This is a genomic window from Rhodococcus sp. UNC363MFTsu5.1 (genome assembly GCF_000686785.1).
Taxonomy (GTDB): domain Bacteria; phylum Actinomycetota; class Actinomycetes; order Mycobacteriales; family Mycobacteriaceae; genus Rhodococcus_G; species Rhodococcus_G maanshanensis.
This window is the reverse complement of record NZ_JMLO01000001.1, coordinates 178,794-199,542: the sequence shown is the minus strand read 5'-3', so window position 1 is coordinate 199,542 and position 20,749 is coordinate 178,794. Positions and strand designations below refer to the sequence as shown.

At 69.4% G+C, this 20,749-nt stretch carries 20 protein-coding genes; 3 read left to right on the top strand and 17 right to left on the bottom strand.

All coding sequences use genetic code 11. From position 1 onward, the window contains the following. Positions 1–23: 23 nt before the first annotated feature. The 5 genes from BR31_RS27090 to BR31_RS0100950 all read right to left on the bottom strand — a co-directional run bounded on the left by BR31_RS27090 (position 24) and on the right by BR31_RS0100950 (position 3,875). Positions 24–755, bottom strand: a complete 732-nt coding sequence (locus tag BR31_RS27090; RefSeq protein WP_081830258.1) for a ribonuclease HII — start codon at positions 753–755, stop codon at positions 24–26. Then, positions 752–1,534 (bottom strand): signal peptidase I, encoded by a 783-nt coding sequence (lepB, locus tag BR31_RS0100965; RefSeq protein ID WP_027499293.1) that lies wholly within the window; start codon positions 1,532–1,534, stop codon positions 752–754. The genes BR31_RS27090 and lepB overlap by 4 nt, the downstream gene beginning before the upstream one ends. 76 nt (positions 1,535–1,610) lie before the next feature. Beyond that, positions 1,611–1,952: a 50S ribosomal protein L19 gene (rplS, locus tag BR31_RS0100960; RefSeq protein ID WP_027499292.1), complete on the bottom strand. Its 342-nt coding sequence runs from the start codon at positions 1,950–1,952 to the stop codon at positions 1,611–1,613. A 154-nt stretch (positions 1,953–2,106) separates the two neighbouring features. Continuing rightward, positions 2,107–2,982, bottom strand: coding sequence for a hypothetical protein (locus BR31_RS0100955; protein WP_442970167.1), 876 nt, complete (start codon positions 2,980–2,982; stop codon positions 2,107–2,109). Then, on the bottom strand, positions 2,952–3,875 hold the full coding sequence (locus BR31_RS0100950; protein ID WP_027499290.1) for a formylglycine-generating enzyme family protein: 924 nt from the start codon (positions 3,873–3,875) through the stop codon (positions 2,952–2,954). The genes BR31_RS0100955 and BR31_RS0100950 overlap by 31 nt, the downstream gene beginning before the upstream one ends. Positions 3,876–4,034: 159 nt before the next feature. On the opposite strand from BR31_RS0100950, the gene BR31_RS0100945 reads away from it, so the two are divergent. Next, positions 4,035–4,706: a GAP family protein gene (locus tag BR31_RS0100945; RefSeq protein WP_027499289.1), complete on the top strand. Its 672-nt coding sequence runs from the start codon at positions 4,035–4,037 to the stop codon at positions 4,704–4,706. A gap of 68 nt (positions 4,707–4,774) precedes the next feature. Here the strand turns inward: BR31_RS0100945 and BR31_RS0100940 are convergent, their stop codons facing one another. Genes BR31_RS0100940 through rpsP form a run of 5 tightly spaced genes read right to left on the bottom strand, consistent with a single transcriptional unit; the run spans position 4,775 to position 9,165 of the window. Continuing rightward, positions 4,775–7,138 carry a Tex family protein gene (locus tag BR31_RS0100940; protein WP_231496328.1) on the bottom strand — a complete coding sequence of 788 codons (2,364 nt, stop codon included), beginning with the start codon at positions 7,136–7,138 and terminating at the stop codon, positions 4,775–4,777. Positions 7,139–7,189: 51 nt separating this feature from the next. Next, on the bottom strand, positions 7,190–7,921 hold the full coding sequence (gene trmD / locus BR31_RS27085; protein WP_051636851.1) for a tRNA (guanosine(37)-N1)-methyltransferase TrmD: 732 nt from the start codon (positions 7,919–7,921) through the stop codon (positions 7,190–7,192). A gap of 2 nt (positions 7,922–7,923) precedes the next feature. Beyond that, complete coding sequence (gene rimM, locus BR31_RS0100930) at positions 7,924–8,451, bottom strand: ribosome maturation factor RimM (RefSeq protein WP_027499287.1); 528 nt, start codon at positions 8,449–8,451, stop codon at positions 7,924–7,926. Between the two features lie 4 nt (positions 8,452–8,455). Beyond that, positions 8,456–8,698, bottom strand: a complete 243-nt coding sequence (locus BR31_RS0100925) for an RNA-binding protein (RefSeq protein ID WP_027499286.1) — start codon at positions 8,696–8,698, stop codon at positions 8,456–8,458. Beyond that, positions 8,695–9,165, bottom strand: coding sequence for a 30S ribosomal protein S16 (gene rpsP, locus BR31_RS0100920; RefSeq protein WP_027499285.1), 471 nt, complete (start codon positions 9,163–9,165; stop codon positions 8,695–8,697). Before rpsP ends, BR31_RS0100925 begins: the two co-directional genes overlap by 4 nt. 283 nt (positions 9,166–9,448) lie before the next feature. Here rpsP and BR31_RS0100915 point away from each other — a divergent pair, with 283 nt between their 5' ends. After that, complete coding sequence (locus BR31_RS0100915; protein ID WP_027499284.1) at positions 9,449–10,393, top strand: DUF5336 domain-containing protein; 945 nt, start codon at positions 9,449–9,451, stop codon at positions 10,391–10,393. Further along, positions 10,390–11,238 (top strand): NADase-type glycan-binding domain-containing protein, encoded by an 849-nt coding sequence (locus BR31_RS30405; protein WP_156042323.1) that lies wholly within the window; start codon positions 10,390–10,392, stop codon positions 11,236–11,238. The genes BR31_RS0100915 and BR31_RS30405 overlap by 4 nt, the downstream gene beginning before the upstream one ends. Before the next feature lie 6 nt (positions 11,239–11,244). On the opposite strand, the gene BR31_RS0100905 is transcribed toward BR31_RS30405, so the two are convergent. From BR31_RS0100905 to BR31_RS0100875, 7 genes are all read right to left on the bottom strand, one after another. Then, the gene (locus tag BR31_RS0100905; protein WP_037175168.1) at positions 11,245–12,354 is read right to left on the bottom strand and encodes an amidohydrolase family protein; all 1,110 of its coding nucleotides are present in this window, start codon (positions 12,352–12,354) and stop codon (positions 11,245–11,247) included. Positions 12,355–12,356: 2 nt separating this feature from the next. Continuing rightward, on the bottom strand, positions 12,357–13,946 hold the full coding sequence (gene ffh, locus BR31_RS0100900) for a signal recognition particle protein (RefSeq protein WP_027499281.1): 1,590 nt from the start codon (positions 13,944–13,946) through the stop codon (positions 12,357–12,359). 50 nt (positions 13,947–13,996) lie between these two features. Further along, positions 13,997–16,525: a [protein-PII] uridylyltransferase gene (locus tag BR31_RS0100895; protein ID WP_027499280.1), complete on the bottom strand. Its 2,529-nt coding sequence runs from the start codon at positions 16,523–16,525 to the stop codon at positions 13,997–13,999. Beyond that, positions 16,515–16,853 carry a P-II family nitrogen regulator gene (locus BR31_RS0100890; protein WP_005240467.1) on the bottom strand — a complete coding sequence of 113 codons (339 nt, stop codon included), beginning with the start codon at positions 16,851–16,853 and terminating at the stop codon, positions 16,515–16,517. The genes BR31_RS0100895 and BR31_RS0100890 overlap by 11 nt, the downstream gene beginning before the upstream one ends. A gap of 5 nt (positions 16,854–16,858) precedes the next feature. Then, entirely contained in the window at positions 16,859–18,166 is a 1,308-nt protein-coding gene (locus BR31_RS0100885; protein ID WP_197023537.1) for an ammonium transporter, read from the bottom strand. A gap of 319 nt (positions 18,167–18,485) precedes the next feature. Next, positions 18,486–19,517 carry a phosphotransferase family protein gene (locus BR31_RS0100880; RefSeq protein WP_027499278.1) on the bottom strand — a complete coding sequence of 344 codons (1,032 nt, stop codon included), beginning with the start codon at positions 19,515–19,517 and terminating at the stop codon, positions 18,486–18,488. Next, positions 19,510–20,655 carry an Rv3169 family protein gene (locus BR31_RS0100875; protein WP_027499277.1) on the bottom strand — a complete coding sequence of 382 codons (1,146 nt, stop codon included), beginning with the start codon at positions 20,653–20,655 and terminating at the stop codon, positions 19,510–19,512. The genes BR31_RS0100880 and BR31_RS0100875 overlap by 8 nt, the downstream gene beginning before the upstream one ends. Between the last annotated feature and the right edge of the window lie 94 nt (positions 20,656–20,749).

The following is a 20,749-nucleotide window of genomic DNA, read 5'->3' as shown; positions in this document are numbered from 1 at the left end:
TCCTGCTCTGTGGTGAACCATCATCATCCCGCACGCACCGCCGCGGTGTACATTTCGCCCACCCCGACGGGTGCCGAGCGGTCCTCGCGCACCGGATCGCGCTGCATCAGTCGCGCGGCGGCGACGTTCGCGTAGGACATCCGGTGCTCCCGGCTCGGGCCGAGCGCGGCCATCGCCGCGGTGTGCGCGGCCGTGCTGTACCCCTTGTGCGCCGCGAACCCGTACCCGGGCAGCTCCGTGTCCATCGCCACCATCGTGCGGTCGCGCGAGACCTTCGCCAGCACGCTGGCCGCCGCGATACAGGCCGCCGACGCGTCGCCGCCGATGACCGGCAGCGACGGCGCGGGCAGGCCCGGCACCCGAAACCCGTCCGTCAGAACGTATCCCGGGGACAGCGTCAGACCCGCGACCGCGCGCCGCATGCCCTCGATGTTCGCCACGTGCACGCCGAGCGAGTCGACCTCCCATGCCGGGATCTCCACGATGCACCAGGCCCTGGCGATCCGCGTGATGACGGGGAACAGTTCCTCCCGCATCCGCTCGGTCAGCTTCTTGGAGTCGTCGAGGTTCGCAAGGGCCGGATGCAGCTTGGGCCCCAGCGCGCAGGCGGCGACCACGAGCGGGCCCGCGCAGGCGCCGCGGCCGGCCTCGTCGACGCCGACCACGGGGCCGAGGCCGCTCCGGATGAGGGCGGATTCCATCGTCCGCAGACCAGCCGCTCTGCGGATGATCGTCCTCGGTGGCCAGGTACTCACTGTCCTTGGATATCAGGCGAATCGATGAGGCCCCAACGCGAGGGCGGCAGCACGATGGCGACGGCCTTGCCGATGACGTTGTCCACGGGCACGCTTCCGTTGTACTCGTCGCCGACGTGGTAGCGCGAGTCCGCGGAATTGCTGCGGTTGTCGCCCATCATCCAGAGGTTGCCCTCGGGGACGGTGACGGGGCCGAAGCAGCGCCCCGACTTGAGCGGGGTGTCGCAGGTCTGGGTGCCGGGGGTGAAGGGGAAGTCGGTGACGACGTACGGCTCGTCGATCGGCTTGCCGTCGACCAGGATCCGACCCTGGTCGTCGCAGCATTCCACGGTCTGACCACCGGTCGCGATGACCCGCTTGACCAGGTCGTTCTCATCCGGCGGCACCAGCCCCACCAGTGAACCGAACTCCTGCAATCCGCGGACAACCGGGTTGTCGGAGCGGGTGGACGACCAGCCGCTGTTCCAGGACTCCGGGCCCTTGAACACGATCACGTCACCGGGCTGCGGATCGCCGAAGCGGTAGCTGATCTTCTCGACGGCGATCCGGTCGCCGGTGCAGCCGGCGCAGCCGTGCAACGTGGGTTCCATCGACTCCGACGGGATCAGGTACACCCTGACGATGAAGGTCTGGAGGAGAAAGCTCATCACGAGCGCGACGAGAATGAGGACGGGGAGTTCCCGCCAGAACGAGCGGGGTTTCTTCTCGACCCTCCCCGACGTCGGTTCGGGGGATTCGGCACCGTCCGGCGCCGTCGATTCCTGAGGGGTATTTACCACCGGAACAGGTTAGCCCGGCCCCGGAACGGTCGTGCTGTTCCGGGGCCGGGCCAACCTGAAAAATGCGTGAGAAAGATCAGCGCTTTTCCTTGATCTTGGCGGCCTTGCCACGCAGATCGCGGAGGTAGTACAGCTTGGCGCGACGGACGTCACCACGGGTGAGGACCTCGACCTGAGCGATGTTGGGGCTGTGCACCGGGAAGGTGCGCTCGACGCCGACGCCGAAGGACACCTTGCGAACGGTGAAGGTCTCGCGGATGCCGCCGCCCTGGCGACGGATCACGACGCCCTTGAAGACCTGCACGCGCTCCTTCGAGCCTTCGATGACCTTGACGTGCACGTTCAGGGTGTCGCCGGGACGGAACTCCGGAATGTCGTCGCGGAGAGAGCGGGCGTCCAGAAAGTCCAGGGTGTTCATCGGTTGTTCCATCCTTGCGTTTTCGCACGAGTAGAGGAACCGAGCGGCACTGCTCACGCTGTGCTCGGCTGGTTCGTACTCCGATTAGGTAGGTGTCGCCTGTACAGGCAACCCGTCAATTGTGCCAGACGACCAGGACGGGACGAAATCCGGACTACCGAGGCACCCGTTCGTGGTGCGGGGCCGGGGGCGCGGCACGCACGGTCCGCTCGAGCTCCTCCTCCGTCGCCGCTCTCGCGTGCTCGACGCTCGGCTTGCCCGCGACGAGGTCCTGCACATAGATCTTCGCCCGGACCACCGGCCTGTGGTACCGCTTCTCCCGTTCGAGGGCCCTGCGCATCCGCTTCGGCCGGTCCCCGTAGCGCCAGCGCGCCCACGGCGCGCCAGGGCGACTGAGCCGGATCGCGCCGACCAGCAGGGCCGGGAAGAAGAACATCCCGAACAGGCCCGTCCAGATCTTGCCCTTCGCGATCACGACGGCCGCGATCAGAAAGCTCAGCAGGGTGAGCAGCGCGACCACCACGCGCGCCCACCCAGGGAGTTCCCCGCGGAAGTCCTCGACGTCCAGGATCGCCGTCGGTCTGGCACCGAGGAGCAGCAGTCCGGTGACGGCGATGGCGACGAACACGGCGTCGACGGAGGTCCGGCCCTGCTCGGCCCAGTACACGTCCTTGAGATAGAAGATCAGTGCGAACTCGTCGAGCACCAGGGCGGCGCCGATGCCGAACGCCGCCGCGAGCACCGCGCCGGTGGTCGAACTGCCGTCCTCGTAGACGGCGATCACCCACACGCCGCTGATGAGCATCGTCACGACGCCGAACACCACGTGGTGCACGTGCTGGCCGCCAGGGGTGACGTTGCCGGGCCACCACCGGACCTTCGCCCGGATCATCCGCACGCTGAGCCGGATGAACGCGAAGCCGCCGATGAAACCCAGGAAGAACATGAGCAGCGGCAGCTTGCCCGGCTCGATGATCTCGCGCTGCAGCCACCCGTCCATCAGCGTGGCCCGGGCGCCCTGACGATGCACCGGAACCCGAGGTGGCAGGTCGAGGTCTCCTCGGTCTCCCCCTGGCGGGCGGCGGGGCGGTAGCGGAGGCAGTAGTTGGGCGCGCACAGGTGCGATCCGCCCTTGATCACCCGGCGCGGGTAGCTCTCACCCTCCGCCTGCGCCGCCGACTCCGACCTCGGGTTGCGCGGGATGCAGCACGAGCTCGCCGGGTTGACGTTCTTCCCGCCCGCGCTGTGGTCGGCGGTGTGGAAGTCGGTGGTCCACTCCCAGACGTTGCCCGCGACGTCCACGAGCCCGTAGCCATTGGGCCGGAAGCTCCCGACCGGGGAGGTCCCGACGAACCCGTCCTCGGCGAGGTTCTGCCACGGGAACTGGCCCTGCCAGGTGTTGGCCTGCTGCTTCCCGCCGGGCGTGTACTCGTCGCCCCACGCGTAGGCCTTGCGGTCCAGACCGCCGCGGGCGGCGAACTCCCACTCGGCCTCGGTCGGCAGTTCCTTGCCCGCCCACGCGGCGTAGGCCTTGGCGTCCGCGTAGGCGACGTGCGTCACAGGGTGCCGCTCGCGGCCGCCGACGTTGCTGTCCGGGCCCTCCGGGTGACGCCAGTCCGCGCTGGGCACCCAGGACCACCACTGCTGGTAGTCGTCGAGCGAGACCGGCCCTGGCGGCGGGGTGAACACCAGTGAGCCGGGCACCAGCAGCGCCGGGTCGGCGCCGGGGTAGTCGGCCGGGTCGGGCGCGGTCTCGGCGACGGTCACGTGCCCGGTGTCCTTCACGAAACGCCGGAACTCCGCGACGGTCACCTGGTGGGTGTCCATCCAGAAGCCGTCGACCTCGACCTGATGGACGGGCCTCTCCTCAGGGTAGAAGTCCTCCGAGCCCATCCAGAACAGCCCGCCCGGCACCCAGGACATGTTTTTGAGCGATCCCGCCTTCGGGGACTCGATGTTCAACGACTGGGAGTTCGACGCCATGGAACGAAGCATGTCATCTCACCCGCACCACGCGCAGCCACCCGCAGTCACCCTTTTCGGGTGGTTCCCGCCCATCCTCCGACTGCGAGCATGCCAACCATGGGAACAGCCATAGGTGACATCCTTCCGCTCGCACTCGGCGTGGCGATCAGTCCGATCCCGATCATCGCCGCGATCCTCATGCTGCTGACGCCGAAGGCGGGGAGCACCGCGACGGCGTTCACCGCCGGCTGGGTTCTCGGCATCGCGGTCGCGTACACGGTGATCGTGGCGATCGCCAGCGCGGTCGGCCTCGACACCTCGTCGGACGGGAACGCGACGACCGCAACGATCAAGATCATCCTCGGCGTCGCGCTGCTTTGGCTGGCGCTCAAGCAGTGGCGGGGCAGGCCCGCGCCCGGCGCGGAACCGACCATGCCCGGCTGGCTCGCCGCCATCGACAAGGTCACCCCCGGCAAGGCGATGGGGCTCGGCTTCGCGCTGTCCGCGGTGAACCCGAAGAACCTGCTGATGATCGTCGGCGCGGCCGTGGCGGTCGCCAACCTCGGGGTCAGCGGCGCCACGCTGGTGGTCACCGGGGTGGTCTTCACGATCCTGGCCGCCAGCACGGTGGCCGTGCCGGTCATCGCCTACTTCGTCGCTCGGGAGAAGGCGACGGCCTGGCTGCAGAACCTCAAGTCCTGGCTGACCGCCAACAACGCGGCCGTGATGGCGACGCTGCTGCTGGTGATCGGTGTGGTGATGATCGGCAAGGGCCTCGGCGGCTACTAGGCGCTGCGCGCCCGTGAGTCCTTCTGGTCCCTAGGCGGACCAAAAGGACTCACGGGCGGCGGAGCCGCCTACTTGCCGAAGCCGGCCTTGCGGAGCGCGTCGGCCATCGAGCCGCCCGCGGGGCTGCTGCCCGAGCCGCCGCCCTGACGCTGGCCTCCTCGCTGCCCGCCGCCACGCTGGCCGCCACCCTGACGGGATCCGCCGTCCCGCTGGCCGCCCTGACGCTGGCCACCGCCCTGACCGCGCGGGCCGTCCTGCTTCGCGGCGCCGGGCTCGTCGTCCAGGCGCAGGCTCAGCCCGATGCGCTGGCGCGGGATGTCGACCTCCATCACCTTCACCTTGACCACGTCACCGGACTTGACCACCTCGCGCGGGTCCTTGACGAAGTTGTGCGACATCGCGGAGACGTGCACGAGCCCGTCCTGGTGCACGCCGACGTCGACGAAGGCACCGAAGGCGGCGACGTTGGTGACCACGCCCTCGAGCGTCATGCCGGGCTTGAGGTCGGCGACCTTCTCCACGCCCGACGCGAACGTCGCGGTCTTGAACTCCGGGCGCGGGTCGCGGCCCGGCTTCTCCAGCTCGGCGATGATGTCGGTGACGGTCGGGAGGCCGAACTTCTCGTCGGCGAAGTCCTGCGGACGCAGCGCCCGCAGCGCCGTGGTGTTGCCGATGATCTCCTTGACCCCGGTTCCGGTTGCCTCGACGATCCGCCGCACGACGGGGTACGCCTCCGGGTGCACCGCCGAGGCGTCCAGCGGGTCGTCGCCGTCGGTGATCTTGAGGAAGCCCGCGCACTGCTCGAAGGCCTTCGGGCCCAACCGGGCCACGTCGAGGATGCCCGCGCGGGCCCGGAAGGGACCGTTCGCGTCGCGGTGCGCGACGATGGACTCGGCCAGCGAGCCGGTGATGCCCGAGACCCGCGAGAGCAGCGGCACCGATGCGGTGTTGACGTCGACCCCGACCGCGTTCACCGCGTCCTCGACCACCGCGGCCAGCGAGCGCGCCAGCAGCGTCTCGGAGATGTCGTGCTGGTACTGGCCGACGCCGATCGACTTCGGGTCGATCTTCACCAGCTCGGCCAGCGGGTCCTGCAGGCGGCGCGCGATCGAGACCGCGCCGCGGATGGACACGTCCAGGTCCGGCAGCTCGGCGGAGGCGTACGCCGAGGCGGAGTACACCGAGGCGCCCGCCTCCGAGACCATCACCTTGGTGAGCCCGGCCTCAGGGAACTTCTTGATCAGGTCCGCCGCCAGGGCGTCCGTCTCGCGCGAGGCGGTGCCGTTGCCGATCGCGATCAGGTCGACCTTGTGCTTGGCGGCCAGCGCGGCGAGCGTGGCCAGCGACTGGTCCCACTTGTTGGCCGGCTGGTGCGGGTAGATGGTGTCGTGCGCGAGCACCTTGCCGGTGGAGTCGACGACGGCGACCTTCGTGCCGGTACGGAAGCCGGGATCGAGGCCCATCGTGGTGCGGGTGCCGGCCGGGGCGGCGAGCAGCAGGTCCTTGAGGTTCATCGCGAACACGTCGACCGCGTCCTGCTCGGCGGACTGACGCAGCCGCATCCGGGTGTCGATGCCGAGCGTGATGAGCATCTTGGTCTTCCAGGCCCAGCGGACCGTGTCGAGCAGCCACCGGTCCGCGGGACGGCCGCGGTCCGCGACGCCGAACCGGCCTGCGATGCGGCCCTCGTAGACGCTGACCTCGCCGAGCGGGAGCTCCTCGGTCTCGGGGTCGAGGGTCAGCGAGAGCACCTCCTCCTTCTCGCCGCGGAACATGGCGAGGATGCGGTGGCTGGGCAGCTTGCCGAAGGGCTCGGAGAACTCGAAGTAGTCGGCGAACTTGGCGCCCTCGGTCTCCTTGCCCTTGCGGACCGCGGACTTGACCTGGCCGCGGGTCCACATCAGCTCGCGCAGCTCGCCGACCAGGTCGGCGTCCTCGGCGAACTGCTCGACCAGGATGGCGCGGGCGCCCTCGAGCTGCTCGGCGTCATACTGCGCGGGATCCGTGGTCGGGTCCGACAGCAGGGCGTCGGCGACGGGCTGGTGCCCGGCCTCGCGCGCGATCTGTGCCTTGGTGCGACGCTTCGGCTTGAACGGCAGGTAGATGTCCTCGAGCCGAGCCTTGGTGTCCGCCAACATGATCTGGCCCGCGAGCTCGTCGGTGAGCTTGTCCTGGGAGCGGATCGACTCGAGCACAGCGCCCCGACGCTCGTCGAGCTCACGCAGGTAGCGCAGGCGCTCTTCGAGCAGACGCAGCTGGGCGTCGTCGAGGGTGCCGGTGACTTCCTTGCGGTAGCGGGCGATGAACGGGACCGTCGCGCCGCCGTCGAGCAGGTCCACCGCGGCGCGGACCTGCTCCTCCCGGACGTCGAGTTCGGTGGCGATACGTGCGTTGACTGATTTCAGAACGGGTGCGTTCACAGCTGAGGTCACGGCGATCGACCCTACCGGCAGGCGCCGACACCACCCGACACCTCGCGACCGTCAGGACTCGAGAACTGCGCGATCCGCGTCGGAGAGCTCGACGTGTTCGAGCAGGTCGGGGCGGCGTTCGCCGGTGCGCAACAGCGACTGGTCCCTGCGCCAGCGGGCCACCTTGGCATGGTCGCCGGAGAGCAGGATCGGCGGCACGTCGAGCTCGCGCCAGCTCACCGGCCGGGTGTAGCTCGGGCCCTCCAGCAGGCCGTCGGAGAACGAATCCTCTTGGTGCGACTGCTGATTGCCGAGCACGCCGGGGAGCAGCCGGACGACGGCCTCGGCCATCACCAGCACAGCGGCCTCGCCCCCGATGAGGACGTAGTCGCCGATGCTGACCTCCTCGACCCGCACCCGCCTTGCCGCGTCGTCGAACACCCGCTGATCGATGCCCTCGTACCGGCCGCAGGCGAACACGAGGCGCTTCTCCCCCGCCCATCGGTGCGCGGTGTCCTGCGTGAAGGGCACGCCCGCCGGGGTCGGGACCACCAGCAGCGTGTCGGGGTCCTCCTCGGTGCCGAGCACCTCGTCCAGGGCCTCGCCCCACACGGTCGGCTTCATCACCATGCCGGGGCCGCCGCCGTACGGCGAGTCGTCGACCGCCTTGTGGACGTCATGCGTCCAGTCGCGCAGGTCGTGCACGCCGACGGAGATCAGGCCCTTGTCGATGGCCTTGCCCAGCAACGCCGTTCGCAACGGCTCGAGGTACTCGGGGAAGATCGTGATGACGTCGAGGCGCACAGCTACTCCGGATTCAGAAGTCCCTCAGGCGGATCGATCTCGATGACTCCGTCGGCGACGGACACGGAGGTGACGATGGCCGCGACGAACGGGATCAGGATCTCGCCGGACTTCTGCCCCTCCGGACGCACAGAGAGCAGCTCACCCGCGGCCGAGTGCAGCACCTCGTTGACGGAGCCGACCGGGGTGCCGTCGACCAACCGGACGGCGAGACCCTCGAGCTCGTGGTCGTAGAACTCGTCGGGATCATCAGACGGCGGCAGGTCCGCGGTGTCGACGATGAACAGCGTGCCGCGAATCGCGTCCGCGGCCGTGCGGTCGTCGATTCCCTTGAGACGCAGCAGAAGCCGCCCGGAGTGTTCCCGGGCGGCTTCCACCGTGTAACTGGTGAGTTTCTGCTCGCGGGGCTTGCGGCCGTGCAGCACGGTGCCGACCGCAAAACGCTCTTCGGGATCGTCGGTCCGTATGTCTACGGCCAGTTCACCCCTGATGCCGTGTGACTTGGCCACACGCCCGATGACGAGCTCCACTGATTTACTGATCGGTGTCGACCACGTCGACGCGGATGCCACGGCCACCGATACCGGTGACCAGGGTCCGCAACGCGGTGGCGGTGCGTCCGCCACGACCGATGACCTTGCCCAGGTCCTCGGGGTTCACGTGCACCTCGACCGTCCGCCCACGGCGTCCGGTCGAGAGCTCGACCCGGACATCGTCGGGGTTGGCGACGATGCCGCGAACGAGCTGTTCGACGGCATCGGCGACAACGGCACTCACTTGTCAGAAGCCTCGGAGTCCGCGGCGGCCTCGGCCTCGGCGGGAGCCTCGGCAGCAGCCTCGGCCTCGTCGGCCTTGGCGGCCTTCTTCTTCTTCGGGGTGATGGCCTCGGCCACCGGCTCGCTGTCGGCCTGCGCCAGCGCGGCCTGGAAGAGCTCCAGCTTGGACGGCTTGGCTTCCTTGACCTTCAGGGTGCCCTCGGCGCCCGGCAGGCCCTTGAACTTCTGCCAGTCGCCGGTGATCTTGAGCAGGTTCTCGACCGGCTCGGTCGGCTGCGCGCCGACACCCAGCCAGTACTGCGCACGCTCCGAGTCGATCTCGATCAGGGAGGGCTCTTCCTTGGGGTGGTACTTGCCGATGGTCTCGATCGCACGGCCGTTGCGGCGGGTGCGAGAGTCGGCGATGACGATGCGGTAGTGCGGGGTACGGATCTTGCCGAGCCGCATGAGCTTGATCTTGACAGCCATGGTGGAGCCTTTCAGATGGTCACGGCGCAATTCAGCGATGCGCAAGGCCTGCGCACCCGGTTTCGCGTTGAGGGGTTGTCGTGACCGCCGCGCGGTACGTAACCGGAGACGGGCGAACAGCGGTCCATTGTGCCAGATGATGGGGTCGCGCCGTTAATCGCGGGCGGCCGCCGGTGTTTCTCGCTTCGCAGGGCTCACCCTCGGCCTAGACTTCGTTGGCACATCATCATCGCAGGTCGGTGACGAATTCGACCGAAGTCGTCGCTCGTTCACGAGGGGGATCATGTCCAACGCGCCGCTCGCAGCGCCCACCGCGGGACCACCGGTTCCGGCCGTCGGCCGACCGAACGCACTCGGCATCGCCGTGCTCACGCTCGGTCTGCTCAATCTGTTGCTCGGCTTCGGCCCGTACTTCGTCGTCCGAGCCTCGGGCGACGTGTTCAACATCAGCGGCTTCCTCCTCCCACAGGCCCTGCTCGTCGTGGTCTTCCTGCTGTTCTCCGGCATCAGCGCCGGCCTGTCCACCGTGTCCCGGCTGTCCCAGTTCCCCGGCGCCGCGCCGGTCCTGCGTGCCATCGCGACCGCCGCGGCCGCGGTCGGCGCCCTGCTGGCCCTGTTCCTGCTGATCGCGATCAGCAACGTCCCCACCTTCACCGGCAACTTCTTCGACGACTCCGATGACGAGAGCCTGGGCGTCTCGCTCGGTTGGGGCGGGATCGCGATCCTGGCCCTGTCGATCCTGCAGACCGTGGCGGCATTCCTCGCCCTGGCCTACGACCTCGGGCTGGTGCAGCCCCGGGCGGCCCGCGTGCTCGATCAGGGCGCCGGCCTCCCGCCCGCACCGGCGGAGCCCACCGACGCGGAGGTGCAGGGGACGCAGCCGCCCGCGGTCGGGGTGCCCGCGCCGACCAAGCCGTACACGCAGGCGCTCGCGCTCGACCCGTACACCCCTCTACAGACGCTCGGCCACATCGCCCAGTCCGATGCCGCGTTGCGTCCGTACGTCGCGGCGAACCCCAGCACCTACCCCGACCTGCTGGACTGGCTGGCGGAACTGGGCGACCCCGAGGTGGACGCCGCGCTGAAGGCACGTCCGGACCGCCCCGAGGCCAAGTCCGGAGACAAGGCGGCGGACGAGGCAACCGACAAGGACAAGACCGACAAGGCCGCGAAGCAGTCCGCGGACAAGGCCGCGGGTAAAGCCACCGAGAAGGTGGAGGCCCCGTGACCCCCGACGACGGTCCTCGCCCCGCCGCCGAGGCGACTCCCCCGCCGCCGCCACCGCCTCCGCCGCCCGCCCAGCCCTTTTTCGACGCACCGGCTGGGTTCGACGCACCGACTGGGCCCGCACCCGGGCGCGGGCCGCTGTCCTGGAAGGGCTGGCTCGGCATCATCGCCGCCGTGACCGCCGCGGTCGTGCTGCTCGCGGGCGGCGGGTTCCTGCTCAACTGGACGCTGGCCCGCGACACCGACGGCGAGGCGACGGCCGACGAGGGCGTCACCGTCGGCATCGCCCTCGGTGCAGGCGGGGACGACGCCGACGGCGGCGGTAACCGCACCCCGATCACCCCGACCGGCGCCGTCCCCACCTGCGCCGCCTACCCACCCGCGGTCGACTCGACAGGACGCAAGAACTCCTACGAGGCCCCGAATGCCACCGACGGCGACGTCACCACCGCGTGGCGCTGCGGGGGCACGAAGGGCCAGGTGCTCTCGGTGAGCTTCGCGTGCAAGCTGGACCTCACCTCCGTCGGGATCGATCCCGGCTACGACAAAAAGGACGTGGACGGTTCGGACCGGTTCGCCCAGAATCGCAAGGTCACGAAGGTGACCTGGGCCTTCGACGACGGCACCTCGGTCGCCCAGGAGGTCCGGCCGGAGCGCGGCATCCAGGCGCTCGAGGTCGACAAGGCGGCCAAGACGGTCACGATGACGATCAACGAGACGGTGGAGGGTCAGCCGGTGAAGAACGCAGCAGGCCAAGAATCCGCGCCGTTCAACGACGTCACCTCGGTCAGCGAGGTCCGATTCACCGGTCGCGCCGACGCCGGGTCCGATCCCTGCGTCAAATAGACCGCATCACACGACCCGACCGCGCACCTCGACCACCCGGCCGCGCAGCATGACCAGGTCAGGGGCGGCGAGCACCTCGGGCCCGGTGCGCGGGTCCTGTTCGTAGACGAGCAGGTCTGCAGGCGCGCCGGGCTCGAGACCGGGCCGACCGAGCCAGGACCGGGCGTCCCAGCACGCCGCGCCGAGGGCCTTGGTCGGGCCGAGCCCGGCCTGCGCGAGCGCGGCGACCTCGTCCGCGACCCGCCCGTGCACGATCGAGCCGCCCGCGTCGGTGCCCGCGTAGATCGGGATGCCTGCGTCGTGCGCGTCGCCGACCGTGCGACGGACCCGCGCGTGCAGCTCGCGCATGTGGCGCGCGTAGACGGGGTACCGGGTGGCCGAATCCGCGATGCCGGGGAAGGTGTCGATGTTGATCAGCGTCGGCACCAGCGCGGTGCCGCGTTCGACCATCAGCTCGATCGTCTCGGAGGTCAGGCCGGTTCCGTGTTCGATGCAGTCGATGCCCGCGTTGATCAGGCCAGGCAGCGCGTCCTCGGAGAAGACGTGCGCGGTGACCCTGGCACCGACCCGGTGCGCGGCCTCGATGGACTCCTTGAGGATGTCGTCGCTCCACAACGGGCGCAGGTCGCCCACCGAGCGGTCGATCCAGTCCCCGACGATCTTGACCCAGCCGTCGCCCAGCAGCGCCTGCTGGGTGACCGCCTCCGGCAGCTGCGACTCGTCCTCGAGGTCGACCGCCAGCCCGGGGATGTACCGCTTCGGCATCGCGATGTGCCGACCGGCCCGGATGATCCGTGGCAGGTCCTCGCGCGCGTCGAGGTCCCTGGTGTCCACCGGCGACCCCGCATCGCGCAGCAACAGCGCGCCGACAGCGCGTTCGGCCTCGGCCTGCGCGATGAGTCCCTGTTCGTCCTCGTGACCTCCGCCGTACTTGATGCCGACGTGACAGTGCGCGTCGACCAGCCCGGGCAGGATCCAGCCCGATTCGCACAGGGACTCCGCGCCGGGCACCGGCTGATCGGAGATCACCCCGCCGTCGACCCACAGTTCCAACGGCTGCCCGTCGGGCAGACCGACACCGCGCAGCCGGAAGGACCCTGGACGGGCGGGCGCCACGGCTACTTCTTGGGCAGCTTCAACTGGGACAGGTCGATGCCGTCGAGGCCGGGCGGCAGCTCGTCGAGCCCCTTCGGCATCTTCGACAGGTCCATGCCCGGGGGCAGTCCGGGGAACCCGGCGGGCATCCCGCCCGGCATGCCGCCGGGCATGCCGGGGAAGCCGCCGCGGATCTTCGGCTGCGTCGGCCCCTTGCCGCCCTTCTTGCCCTTCTTGCCCTTCTTGCTGCGCTGGCTCGAGCGGGCCCCTGGCATCCCCATCCGGCCCGCCATCGCGGCCATCATCTTGCGTGCCTCGAAGAACCGGTCCACCAGCTGGTTGACGTCGGAGACCTTGACGCCGGAGCCGTTGGCGATGCGCAGCCGACGGGAGGCGTTGATGATCTTCGGATCCTCGCGCTCCGCGGGCGTCATGCCCCGGATGATCGCCTGGACGCGGTCGAGCTGCTTCTCGTCGACGTTCGCGAGCGCGTCCTTCATCTGCCCGGCGCCGGGCAGCATGCCGAGCAGGTTGCCGATCGGGCCCATCTTCCGCACGGCCATCATCTGCTCGAGGAAGTCCTCGAGGGTGAGCTGGCCGGAACCGATCTTCTGGGCGGTGGCCTCGGCCTGCTTCTGGTCGAAGACCTGCTCGGCCTGCTCGATCAGGCTGAGCACGTCGCCCATGCCGAGGATCCGGCTGGCCATCCGGTCCGGGTGGAAGACGTCGAAGTCCTCGAGCTTCTCGCCGGTTGACGCGAACAGGATCGGCTCGCCGGTGATCTCGCGGACGCTCAGTGCGGCACCGCCGCGGGCGTCGCCGTCGAGCTTGGTGAGCACCACACCGGTGAAGCCGACGCCCGACTTGAACGCCTCCGCGGTGTGCACCGCATCCTGACCGGTCATCGCGTCGAGGACGAACAGCACCTCGTCCGGTTCGACCGCGGTGCGGATGTCCGCGGCCTGCCCCATCAACTCGTCGTCGATGGCGAGGCGTCCCGCGGTGTCGACGATCACCACGTCGTGCTGCTTGGTTCGGGCCTCAGCGATGCCCTGCCTGGCGACCTCGACCGGGTCCGCTGCCGAGACGCCCAGCGGGTTCTCGCCACCGCCGATCGACGTGCCCGGGTGCGGCGCGAACACCGGCACGCCTGCACGCTCGCCGACGATCTGCAGCTGGCTGACCGCGCCGGGACGCTGCAGGTCACAGGCCACCAGGAGCGGCGTGTGGCCCTGCCCGGTCAGCCACTTCGCGAGCTTGCCCGCGAGGGTGGTCTTACCGGAGCCCTGCAGGCCGGCCAGCATGATGACGGTCGGCGGGTTCTTCGCGAACCGGAGCCGCCTGGTCTCGCCGCCGAGGATCCCGACGAGCTCCTCGTTGACGATCTTGACGACCTGCTGGGCCGGGTTCAGCGCGCCGGAGACCTCGGCGCCCTTGGCGCGCTCCTTGATCTTCGCGATGAAGGCCCGCACCACGGGCAGCGCAACGTCGGCCTCGAGCAGGGCGAGCCGGATCTCCCTGCAGGTGGCGTCGATGTCGGCGCCGGAGAGGCGCCCCTTGCCCCGGAGGTCCTTGAGGGCACCGGTCAACCTGTCGGAAAGGGATTCGAACACCGATCGGGCTCCTGGCTGTCGCGTGGGCGTTTCGGTCAAGCCTAGCCGCTCTACCCGGCGCCCCCGTCCGTGGCGCCATCCTCGGCGCCCTCGCCCGTGCGCGGCCGGGGCGCAGGGACCACCGCGAGCATCGCCTCCTCGAACTCTTCCCTGGTGACCCGCGAGTCGGTGTCACCGAGATGGAGACAGAACGCGTCGACCACCGACGAGCCGAGCGTGGAGACCCGTGCCCAGCGGATGTCGGCACCGTGCCGCTCGAGCACGCTCGCCAGCCGGCACAGCAGGCCGAGCCGGTCCTCGGCCCTCAGTTCGAGGATCACCTGGCCGTCCACCTGGGTGTCGAACCAGATGATCCGCGGCGGCGCCTGCGCGTACTGGACGGGCACCCCCTCGGCTCCCCGCTCGAGGGCCTGTTCGGCCAGCGCCTGATTCTCCTTCGCCTCGAGCATCGCGACCAGGTCCAGTTCCCCGGAGATGGCCCGGATCAGTTCCTGGCGCAGCAGGCCTGCCTGCGGCGGCGCACCGAACCGGGGCGCAACGGTGAACGAGTTCACGGCGGCCCCCTCGTGACTGCCGAGGGAGGCCGAGAGCACCCGCAGCGAGTGCAGCGCCAGCACGCCCGCGGCATCCGAGAGCAGGCCAGGGGTGTCCGGCGCGACGACGGTGACGACGTAGGTGTGCGCGCCCTCCGCCGGCTGCAGCAGCACGTGCACTCCCCCGTCCGCCGCCAGCGCCGCATGCTCCGGGTCGATCGGATCCGGCGTCGGCAAGTGCTCGCCCGCCATCACCATCCGGCAGCGCCGGACGAGTTCCCGGATCAGCGAGGACTTCCAGTCCCCCCACACACCGGGACCGGTGGCCAGGGAATCGGCCTCGGCGAGCGCGTAGAGCAGTTCGAGCAGTACCGTGTCGCCGCCGAGGGCCTCCGCGACCATCCGGACCGTCGCCGGATCGTCCAGGTCGCGGCGGGTGGCGGTCTCCGGCAGCAGCAGGTGGTAGCGCACCATCGCGCTGAGCACCGCCACGTCCGAGGGCCACAGCCCGAGCCGATTGCCGATCTGGTTGGCGAGCTCGGCACCGACGAGGCTGTGGTCGCCGCCGCGCCCCTTCCCGATGTCGTGCAGGAGGGCGCCGAGCACCAGCAGGTCGGGCCGCGAGACCCGGGTGGTGAACCCGCTGGCGTAGGCGGCGGTCTCGACGAGGTGCCGGTCCACCGTCCAGGTGTGCACCGCGTCCCGCGGCGGCAGGTCGCGGATCGCACCCCATTCCGGCAGCAGCCGCCCCCACAGGCCGGTGCGGTCGAGTGCCTCGATCACCGCGATCGTGTTCCGACCGGACCCGAGCAGCACGAGGAGGTCGTCGAGGGCCTCCTTCGGCCACGGCTCCCTGAGCTCGGGTGCGCTGTCCGAGAGCCGGTTCAACGTCGACGCGGAGATCGGCATGCCGGTCTGCGCGGCCGCGGCCGCCACCCGCATGATGAGCCCCGGGTCCTTGTTCGGCTTGGCGTCGCGCGCCAGCACCACCTCACCGGCGTGCTCGACGACGCCCTCGTCGAGGGGTCGCCGCACCGGTACCCGGCGCAGCCGCGACAGACCCCGGCGTGGCAGCGCGTTGCCCGCCGTCCGCAGCCCGACGTCGACGGAGTAGCTGATCGTGCGGGCCGAGTCGCTGAGCATCCGGGCCAGGTCGAAGCGGTCCCCGATCCGCAGGGCCGCGCCGATCTCGTCGGCGTCCTGGGCACGGAGCTGGTCGCGGGCGCGTCCGGCCACCCGGTGCAGTTCGGTGCGCACGTCCAGCAGCCGCTCGTGCGCGAATGCCAGTCCGCCGCCGGGTGTCTGCGGCCCCAACCCCGGCACCGCATCGGTCAGCTGCGCGATCGCGAGCGCGCTCAGCAGCTGGATGTCGCGCAGCCCGCCGCGACCGTTCTTGATGTCCGGTTCGGCCCTGTGCGCGATCTCGCCGCTGCGTGCCCACCTCGCGCGGGACTGCTCGACGAGTTCGTCGAAACGCGAACGGATCCCGGTGCGCCACTGCCGCCGCACCCCGCCGATCAGCAGGTTGCTCAGCTCCACATCGCCCGCGATGTGCCTGGCCTCCAGCAGGCCGAGGGCCGCGGTGAGGTCCGAGGACGCCACCTGCAGCGCCTGCGGGACGGTCCGCACGCTGTGGTCGAGCTTGATGTGCGCGTCCCACAGCGGATACCAGAGCCGGTCGGCCACCTCGGAGACGACGGCCGGGTCGAGGTCGTCGTGCAGCAGCACCAGGTCCAGGTCGGAGTACGGGAGCAGTTCGCGGCGCCCGAGCCCGCCGACGGCGACGATGGCGAATCCGCTGTCCGGCTTGATGCCGAGCTCGGCCCCCTTGGTGGTCAGCCAGAACTCGTGCAGGTCCACCAGTGCCTGGCGAAGGGCGACGGTGTCGAGGCGGCGGCTCCGGGAACCACCGTCCAGCAGCTGCTTCCGGGCGCGGACCAGGTCGTCGGCGGCAACCATGCCCCCGGACGCGGGTGGCCCCGATCCCGCCGACGTCGCGGCGGGATCGGGGCCACCAGATCCGGACCCTGTTGGGTCAGAGCGCATCCGCGCCCCGTTCACCCGTGCGTACGCGGATGACGGATTCGACGGGCGATACCCACACCTTGCCGTCTCCGATCTTCCCGGTACGCGCGGCCTCGACGATGACCTCGACGACCTTGTCCACGGCGGCGTCGTCGACGACGACCTCGACGCGAACCTTCGGCACGAAGTCGACCGAGTACTCGGCACCGCGGTAAACCTCGGTGTGGCCCTTCTGGCGGCCGTAGCCCTGGACCTCACTGACGGTCATACCGAGCACCCCGGCCTGCTCCAGGCCGGTCTTGACGTCCTCGAGGGTGAACGGTTTGACGATTGCGGTGATCAGCTTCATGTTTCTCATGCCTCCCTGACGGTCGAGCGCCCCGGTACCGAGCTTCCGCCGAGCGCGGCGAAATCGTATGCGTTCTCAGCGTGTTCTGCTTCGTCCACGCCGAGCGACTCGGCCTCGTCGCTGGCCCGGAGGCCGATCGTGTACTTGACGATGAGCGCGACGATCGTCGTGGCGACGAGCGAGTACAGCAGAACCGCACCCGCGCCGACTGCCTGACGCCACAGCTGGTCGAAGCCCCCACCATAGAACAGTCCCTTGACGCCCGCGGGCGCCTCCGCCGTCGCGACGAATCCGACCAGCAGGGTGCCGACCAGACCACCGACGAGGTGGACACCGACGACATCGAGCGAATCGTCGTAGCCGAAGCGGTACTTCAGGCCGACCGCGAGGGCGCAGAGGACGCCCGCGACGATGCCGACGGCAAGCGCACCGAGCACGTTCACCGAGGAACAGGCGGGAGTGATGGCGACCAGACCGGCGACGATGCCGGAGGCGGCACCGAGGGTGGTGGCGTGCCCGTCACGAATCCGCTCGACGAGGAGCCAGGACAGCATCGCGGCGCAGGTGGCGATGACGGTGGTGAGGAAGGTGGCACCGGCGATCCCGTTGGAGCCCACAGCGGATCCCGCGTTGAAGCCGAACCAGCCGAACCACAGCAGGGCCGCGCCGAGCATCACGAACGGCAGGTTGTGCGGGCGGAACGGCGTTCCCGGCCATCCGCGGCGCTTGCCGAGGACGATGGCGAGGACCAGGCCGGCGATACCCGCGTTGATGTGCACCGCGGTACCACCCGCGAAGTCGATTGCCTTGAGCTGGTTGGCGATCCAGCCGCCCTTCTCCGCGGTCACGCCGTCGAAGGCGAAGACCCAGTGCGCCACCGGGAAGTACACGATGGTCGCCCACAGGCCCGCGAACAGCAGCCAGGGTCCGAACCGGAGGCGGTCCGCGACCGCGCCCGAGATCAGGGCGACGGTGATGATCGCGAACATCGCCTGGAAGGCGACGAACACGGTGGCCGGGATGGTGCCGACGAGCGGGATCGCCACGCCTGCGCCGGAGTCTGCGTCGGCCAGGTAGGCGCCGCCGAAGATGCCCTTCAGGCCGAAGTACTGGAACGGATCACCGAAGAGGCCACCCTTGTCCTCACCGAAGGCCACCGAGTAGCCGTACAGGACCCAGAGGATGCCCACGACGCCCATCGCGCCGATGCTCATCATGATCATGTTCAGCACGCTCTTGGCCCGGACCATGCCGCCGTAGAAGAACGCGAGCCCCGGCGTCATCAGCAACACGAGCGCGGCGCTGATCAGCATCCACGCGGTGTCCCCGGTGTCCGGCGCCCCGATTGTGGGAAATTCCACGTTGAGCCTCCTCCTTCTGTCGTCCCGCCCCTTGCGGCTTTCGACTTGGTGTGAAGACTGCTGATCCGGTGTTTCCGCTGTGACGCTGCCGTGTTTCGCTCGAGTGAACGCATCGGGGGAATGTGTTGCTTCTGCGTTTCACGAACCTGTCGCCCTCGTGAATGTCCCTGTGCGGAGGCCGGGCCGGGCCGGGCCACGCGGCTTCGTTACTCATTCGTTAGGCGTCCACCGACGGCCCGGACCGCACCGAGAGGGTTCTCGAGACCCCTTCTCACTCCCCGTCGAGCAGCTGCTCGAGCCGGCGCACGCAGAACGCCGAGATGTCGGCATGCGGGCCGAGCTGGAGGTGCGTGGCCAGACGCAGCAGCGGCACCGAGAGCAGGACCGCCGCGAGCACCTCGTTGAACTGCAGGTTCTGCACCTTCCAGCCGGTCAGCTCCTCGTAGCGGGCGACGGTCTCCTCCCGCGTCGGGGTGCCGGGCAGGGTCGGGTGTCCCTCGTTCTCGCTGCACGCCCAGTCCAGGAACAGCACCCAGGCCAGGTCGGCCTCGTGGTCGCCCAGGTACGCCATCTCCCAGTCGAGGACGCCGGCGACCGTCAGCTCCGGCGTGTACAGGATGTTCGACATGCGGGCGTCGCCCCAGACCAGCGTCACGTGCTCCGGCTCGTAGCGGTTGGCCTCGAGCCAGGCAAGGGCCTTCTCCATCGCCGGGGGCAGTTCCGGCGCCGCCCAGCGCACGGCCCAGTCGAGGTAGTTCACGATCTGCTCGACCGGCTTGTCCCCGAACTCGGGCATCGCCAGGAACCCGAGCCGCAGCTCCTCGGGGTCGAGGAGATGCACCTGCGCCATCGTCTCGATGCACTCCCACCACATCTTTGCCCGACCCTGCTCGTCGGCCTCGAAGTAGTTGCCTGCGGTGTGGTAGGAGGGGAAATCGCTGGGCGCCTCGGCGTTTCCGATGCGGTCCATCACGTAGTACGGAGTTCCGAGCGGGTTGTCGTCCGCGTCGATCCACCGGACGCCGGGGACCGGGAGATCGGTCGGCGCGAGCCGCTCCGAGACCAGGTACTGGCGCCGCAGGTCGTAGTCCGGGAACAGCGAGATCTCGGGCGGCCGCCGGAAGACGTACCCGGCCGACTCGTGCTCGGCACCCTCGAGGTCGAACAGGTAGGTCTCGGTCGAGAACCCGCGTTCGGTGCGCTTGAAGTCGACGATCTTCGCGTTCTGGGCACCCGGAATGCGCTGTCGGACAATCGGCTCGAGGGCGGCCGCCAGGTTCTCCGGCGTGACCCGCTCAGCCATTGTTGTTGCCGGATCGGTTGGCGCTCCAGTCGGTGTAGCCGTAGCGCGGGTTCACGCCCATGAACACCATCTCGACCAGTCCGTGTCCGACCTTGTCGCCCATCCGGACCTCGACCAGCGTCTCGCTGAGCATGCTCACCTTGCGGATCTCGTCGACGTCGGTGATGTCGACGTCGAAGCTGTCGCTGAAGTCCTTGCCGCGGTACATGCCCGACGCGTAGCCGTTGTACTCGTCGTACCCGGCGAGGCCCGGCCAGAAGTCGCACACCGGCTTGACCTCGATGACGTCGGTCGAGCGGTCCGCGCGGTGCACGGTGAACGTGCCGGACTTGACGACGCGGAGGTCGTCGCGGAAGTCCAGGTCGTGCTCGACGTCGATGATCGGCAGCGGCTCCCTGCCGGAGTCGATCGGGAAGAGCACCTCGCCCTCGAACTGCCAACGCTCCCCGGTGTGGGTCTCGCGCTGCGCGAAGTGCACCACCTCGTCGTCGAACTGGAAGATGCCCATGTAGTACAGGACCCCGGCCGGCACCTCGGAGGGCTGCATGTTCCCACCCTCGGGCAGGCTGCCGCCACCGCCGCCGTGGCGCACACCCCACGAATGGTCGCGACCGAACCACCAGTTGTCGGGGTCGATCTCGATGCGCTCGCCGTCGATCTCGATCCAGCCGGTGATGGTGCCGTTCTGGTAGAACCGGCGCGCATCCTCGCGGACCCGACCCCGGCTGCGGTGGAAGGCCGCGGTCTGCTCGTATACAGGGAAGTCACCGGTGAAGTCGAGCTGCAGGCTCAGGCCGTGCTCGTTGGACTCGACGGTGGAGCTCACCTTGCGCAGCGGCTCGACGATCTCGTATGTGTACGGCCCGACACTGAACGCGTTCAGGGCCCCGGTCTGCGGGTTCAGCTCGGTGGACATGCGCACCACGCGGGCCCGCTCACCTTTGCGGGTGACCATGGCGTAGGCGTCCATGACGTTGCGGTTCGGGTACTTCGCCATGCCGGTCATGATGCTGACCTCGCCGGACTTGTCGAAGCCGTACATCACGATGCGCTCGGTCCAGCGCAGGTCGCTCTGCGAGACGTGATCGAGGGTGGTGGGGAGCTGGTGGATGAGCAGTTCGTCGTGCGGCGTGATCATGGCGAGCCTTTCTGGGACGGAGGGTCCGCGAAATATAATACGGAGCATGTCGCAACGTAATACTTTCGGCGAAAACTCTCCGGTACTGTCCGCC

What these genes read in the sequence shown, in the direction of transcription:
- BR31_RS0100890 (WP_005240467.1), bottom strand. Translation starts at nt 16,853, where the DNA reads ATGAAGCTGATCACCGCAATCGTCAAACCGTTCACCCTCGAGGACGTC.
- BR31_RS0100880 (WP_027499278.1), bottom strand. Translation starts at nt 19,517, where the DNA reads ATGGCTGAGCGGGTCACGCCGGAGAACCTGGCGGCCGCCCTCGAGCCG.
- BR31_RS0100950 (WP_027499290.1), bottom strand. Translation starts at nt 3,875, where the DNA reads ATGTCCTGGGTGCCGGGCGGGCTGTTCTGGATGGGCTCGGAGGACTTC.
- BR31_RS0100895 (WP_027499280.1), bottom strand. Translation starts at nt 16,525, where the DNA reads ATGCGCTCTGACCCAACAGGGTCCGGATCTGGTGGCCCCGATCCCGCC.
- rplS (WP_027499292.1), bottom strand. Translation starts at nt 1,952, where the DNA reads ATGAACACCCTGGACTTTCTGGACGCCCGCTCTCTCCGCGACGACATT.
- BR31_RS0100915 (WP_027499284.1), top strand. Translation starts at nt 9,449, where the DNA reads ATGTCCAACGCGCCGCTCGCAGCGCCCACCGCGGGACCACCGGTTCCG.
- rpsP (WP_027499285.1), bottom strand. Translation starts at nt 9,165, where the DNA reads ATGGCTGTCAAGATCAAGCTCATGCGGCTCGGCAAGATCCGTACCCCG.
- BR31_RS0100875 (WP_027499277.1), bottom strand. Translation starts at nt 20,655, where the DNA reads ATGATCACGCCGCACGACGAACTGCTCATCCACCAGCTCCCCACCACC.
- BR31_RS0100885 (WP_197023537.1), bottom strand. Translation starts at nt 18,166, where the DNA reads ATGCTGATCAGCGCCGCGCTCGTGTTGCTGATGACGCCGGGGCTCGCG.
- BR31_RS0100945 (WP_027499289.1), top strand. Translation starts at nt 4,035, where the DNA reads ATGGGAACAGCCATAGGTGACATCCTTCCGCTCGCACTCGGCGTGGCG.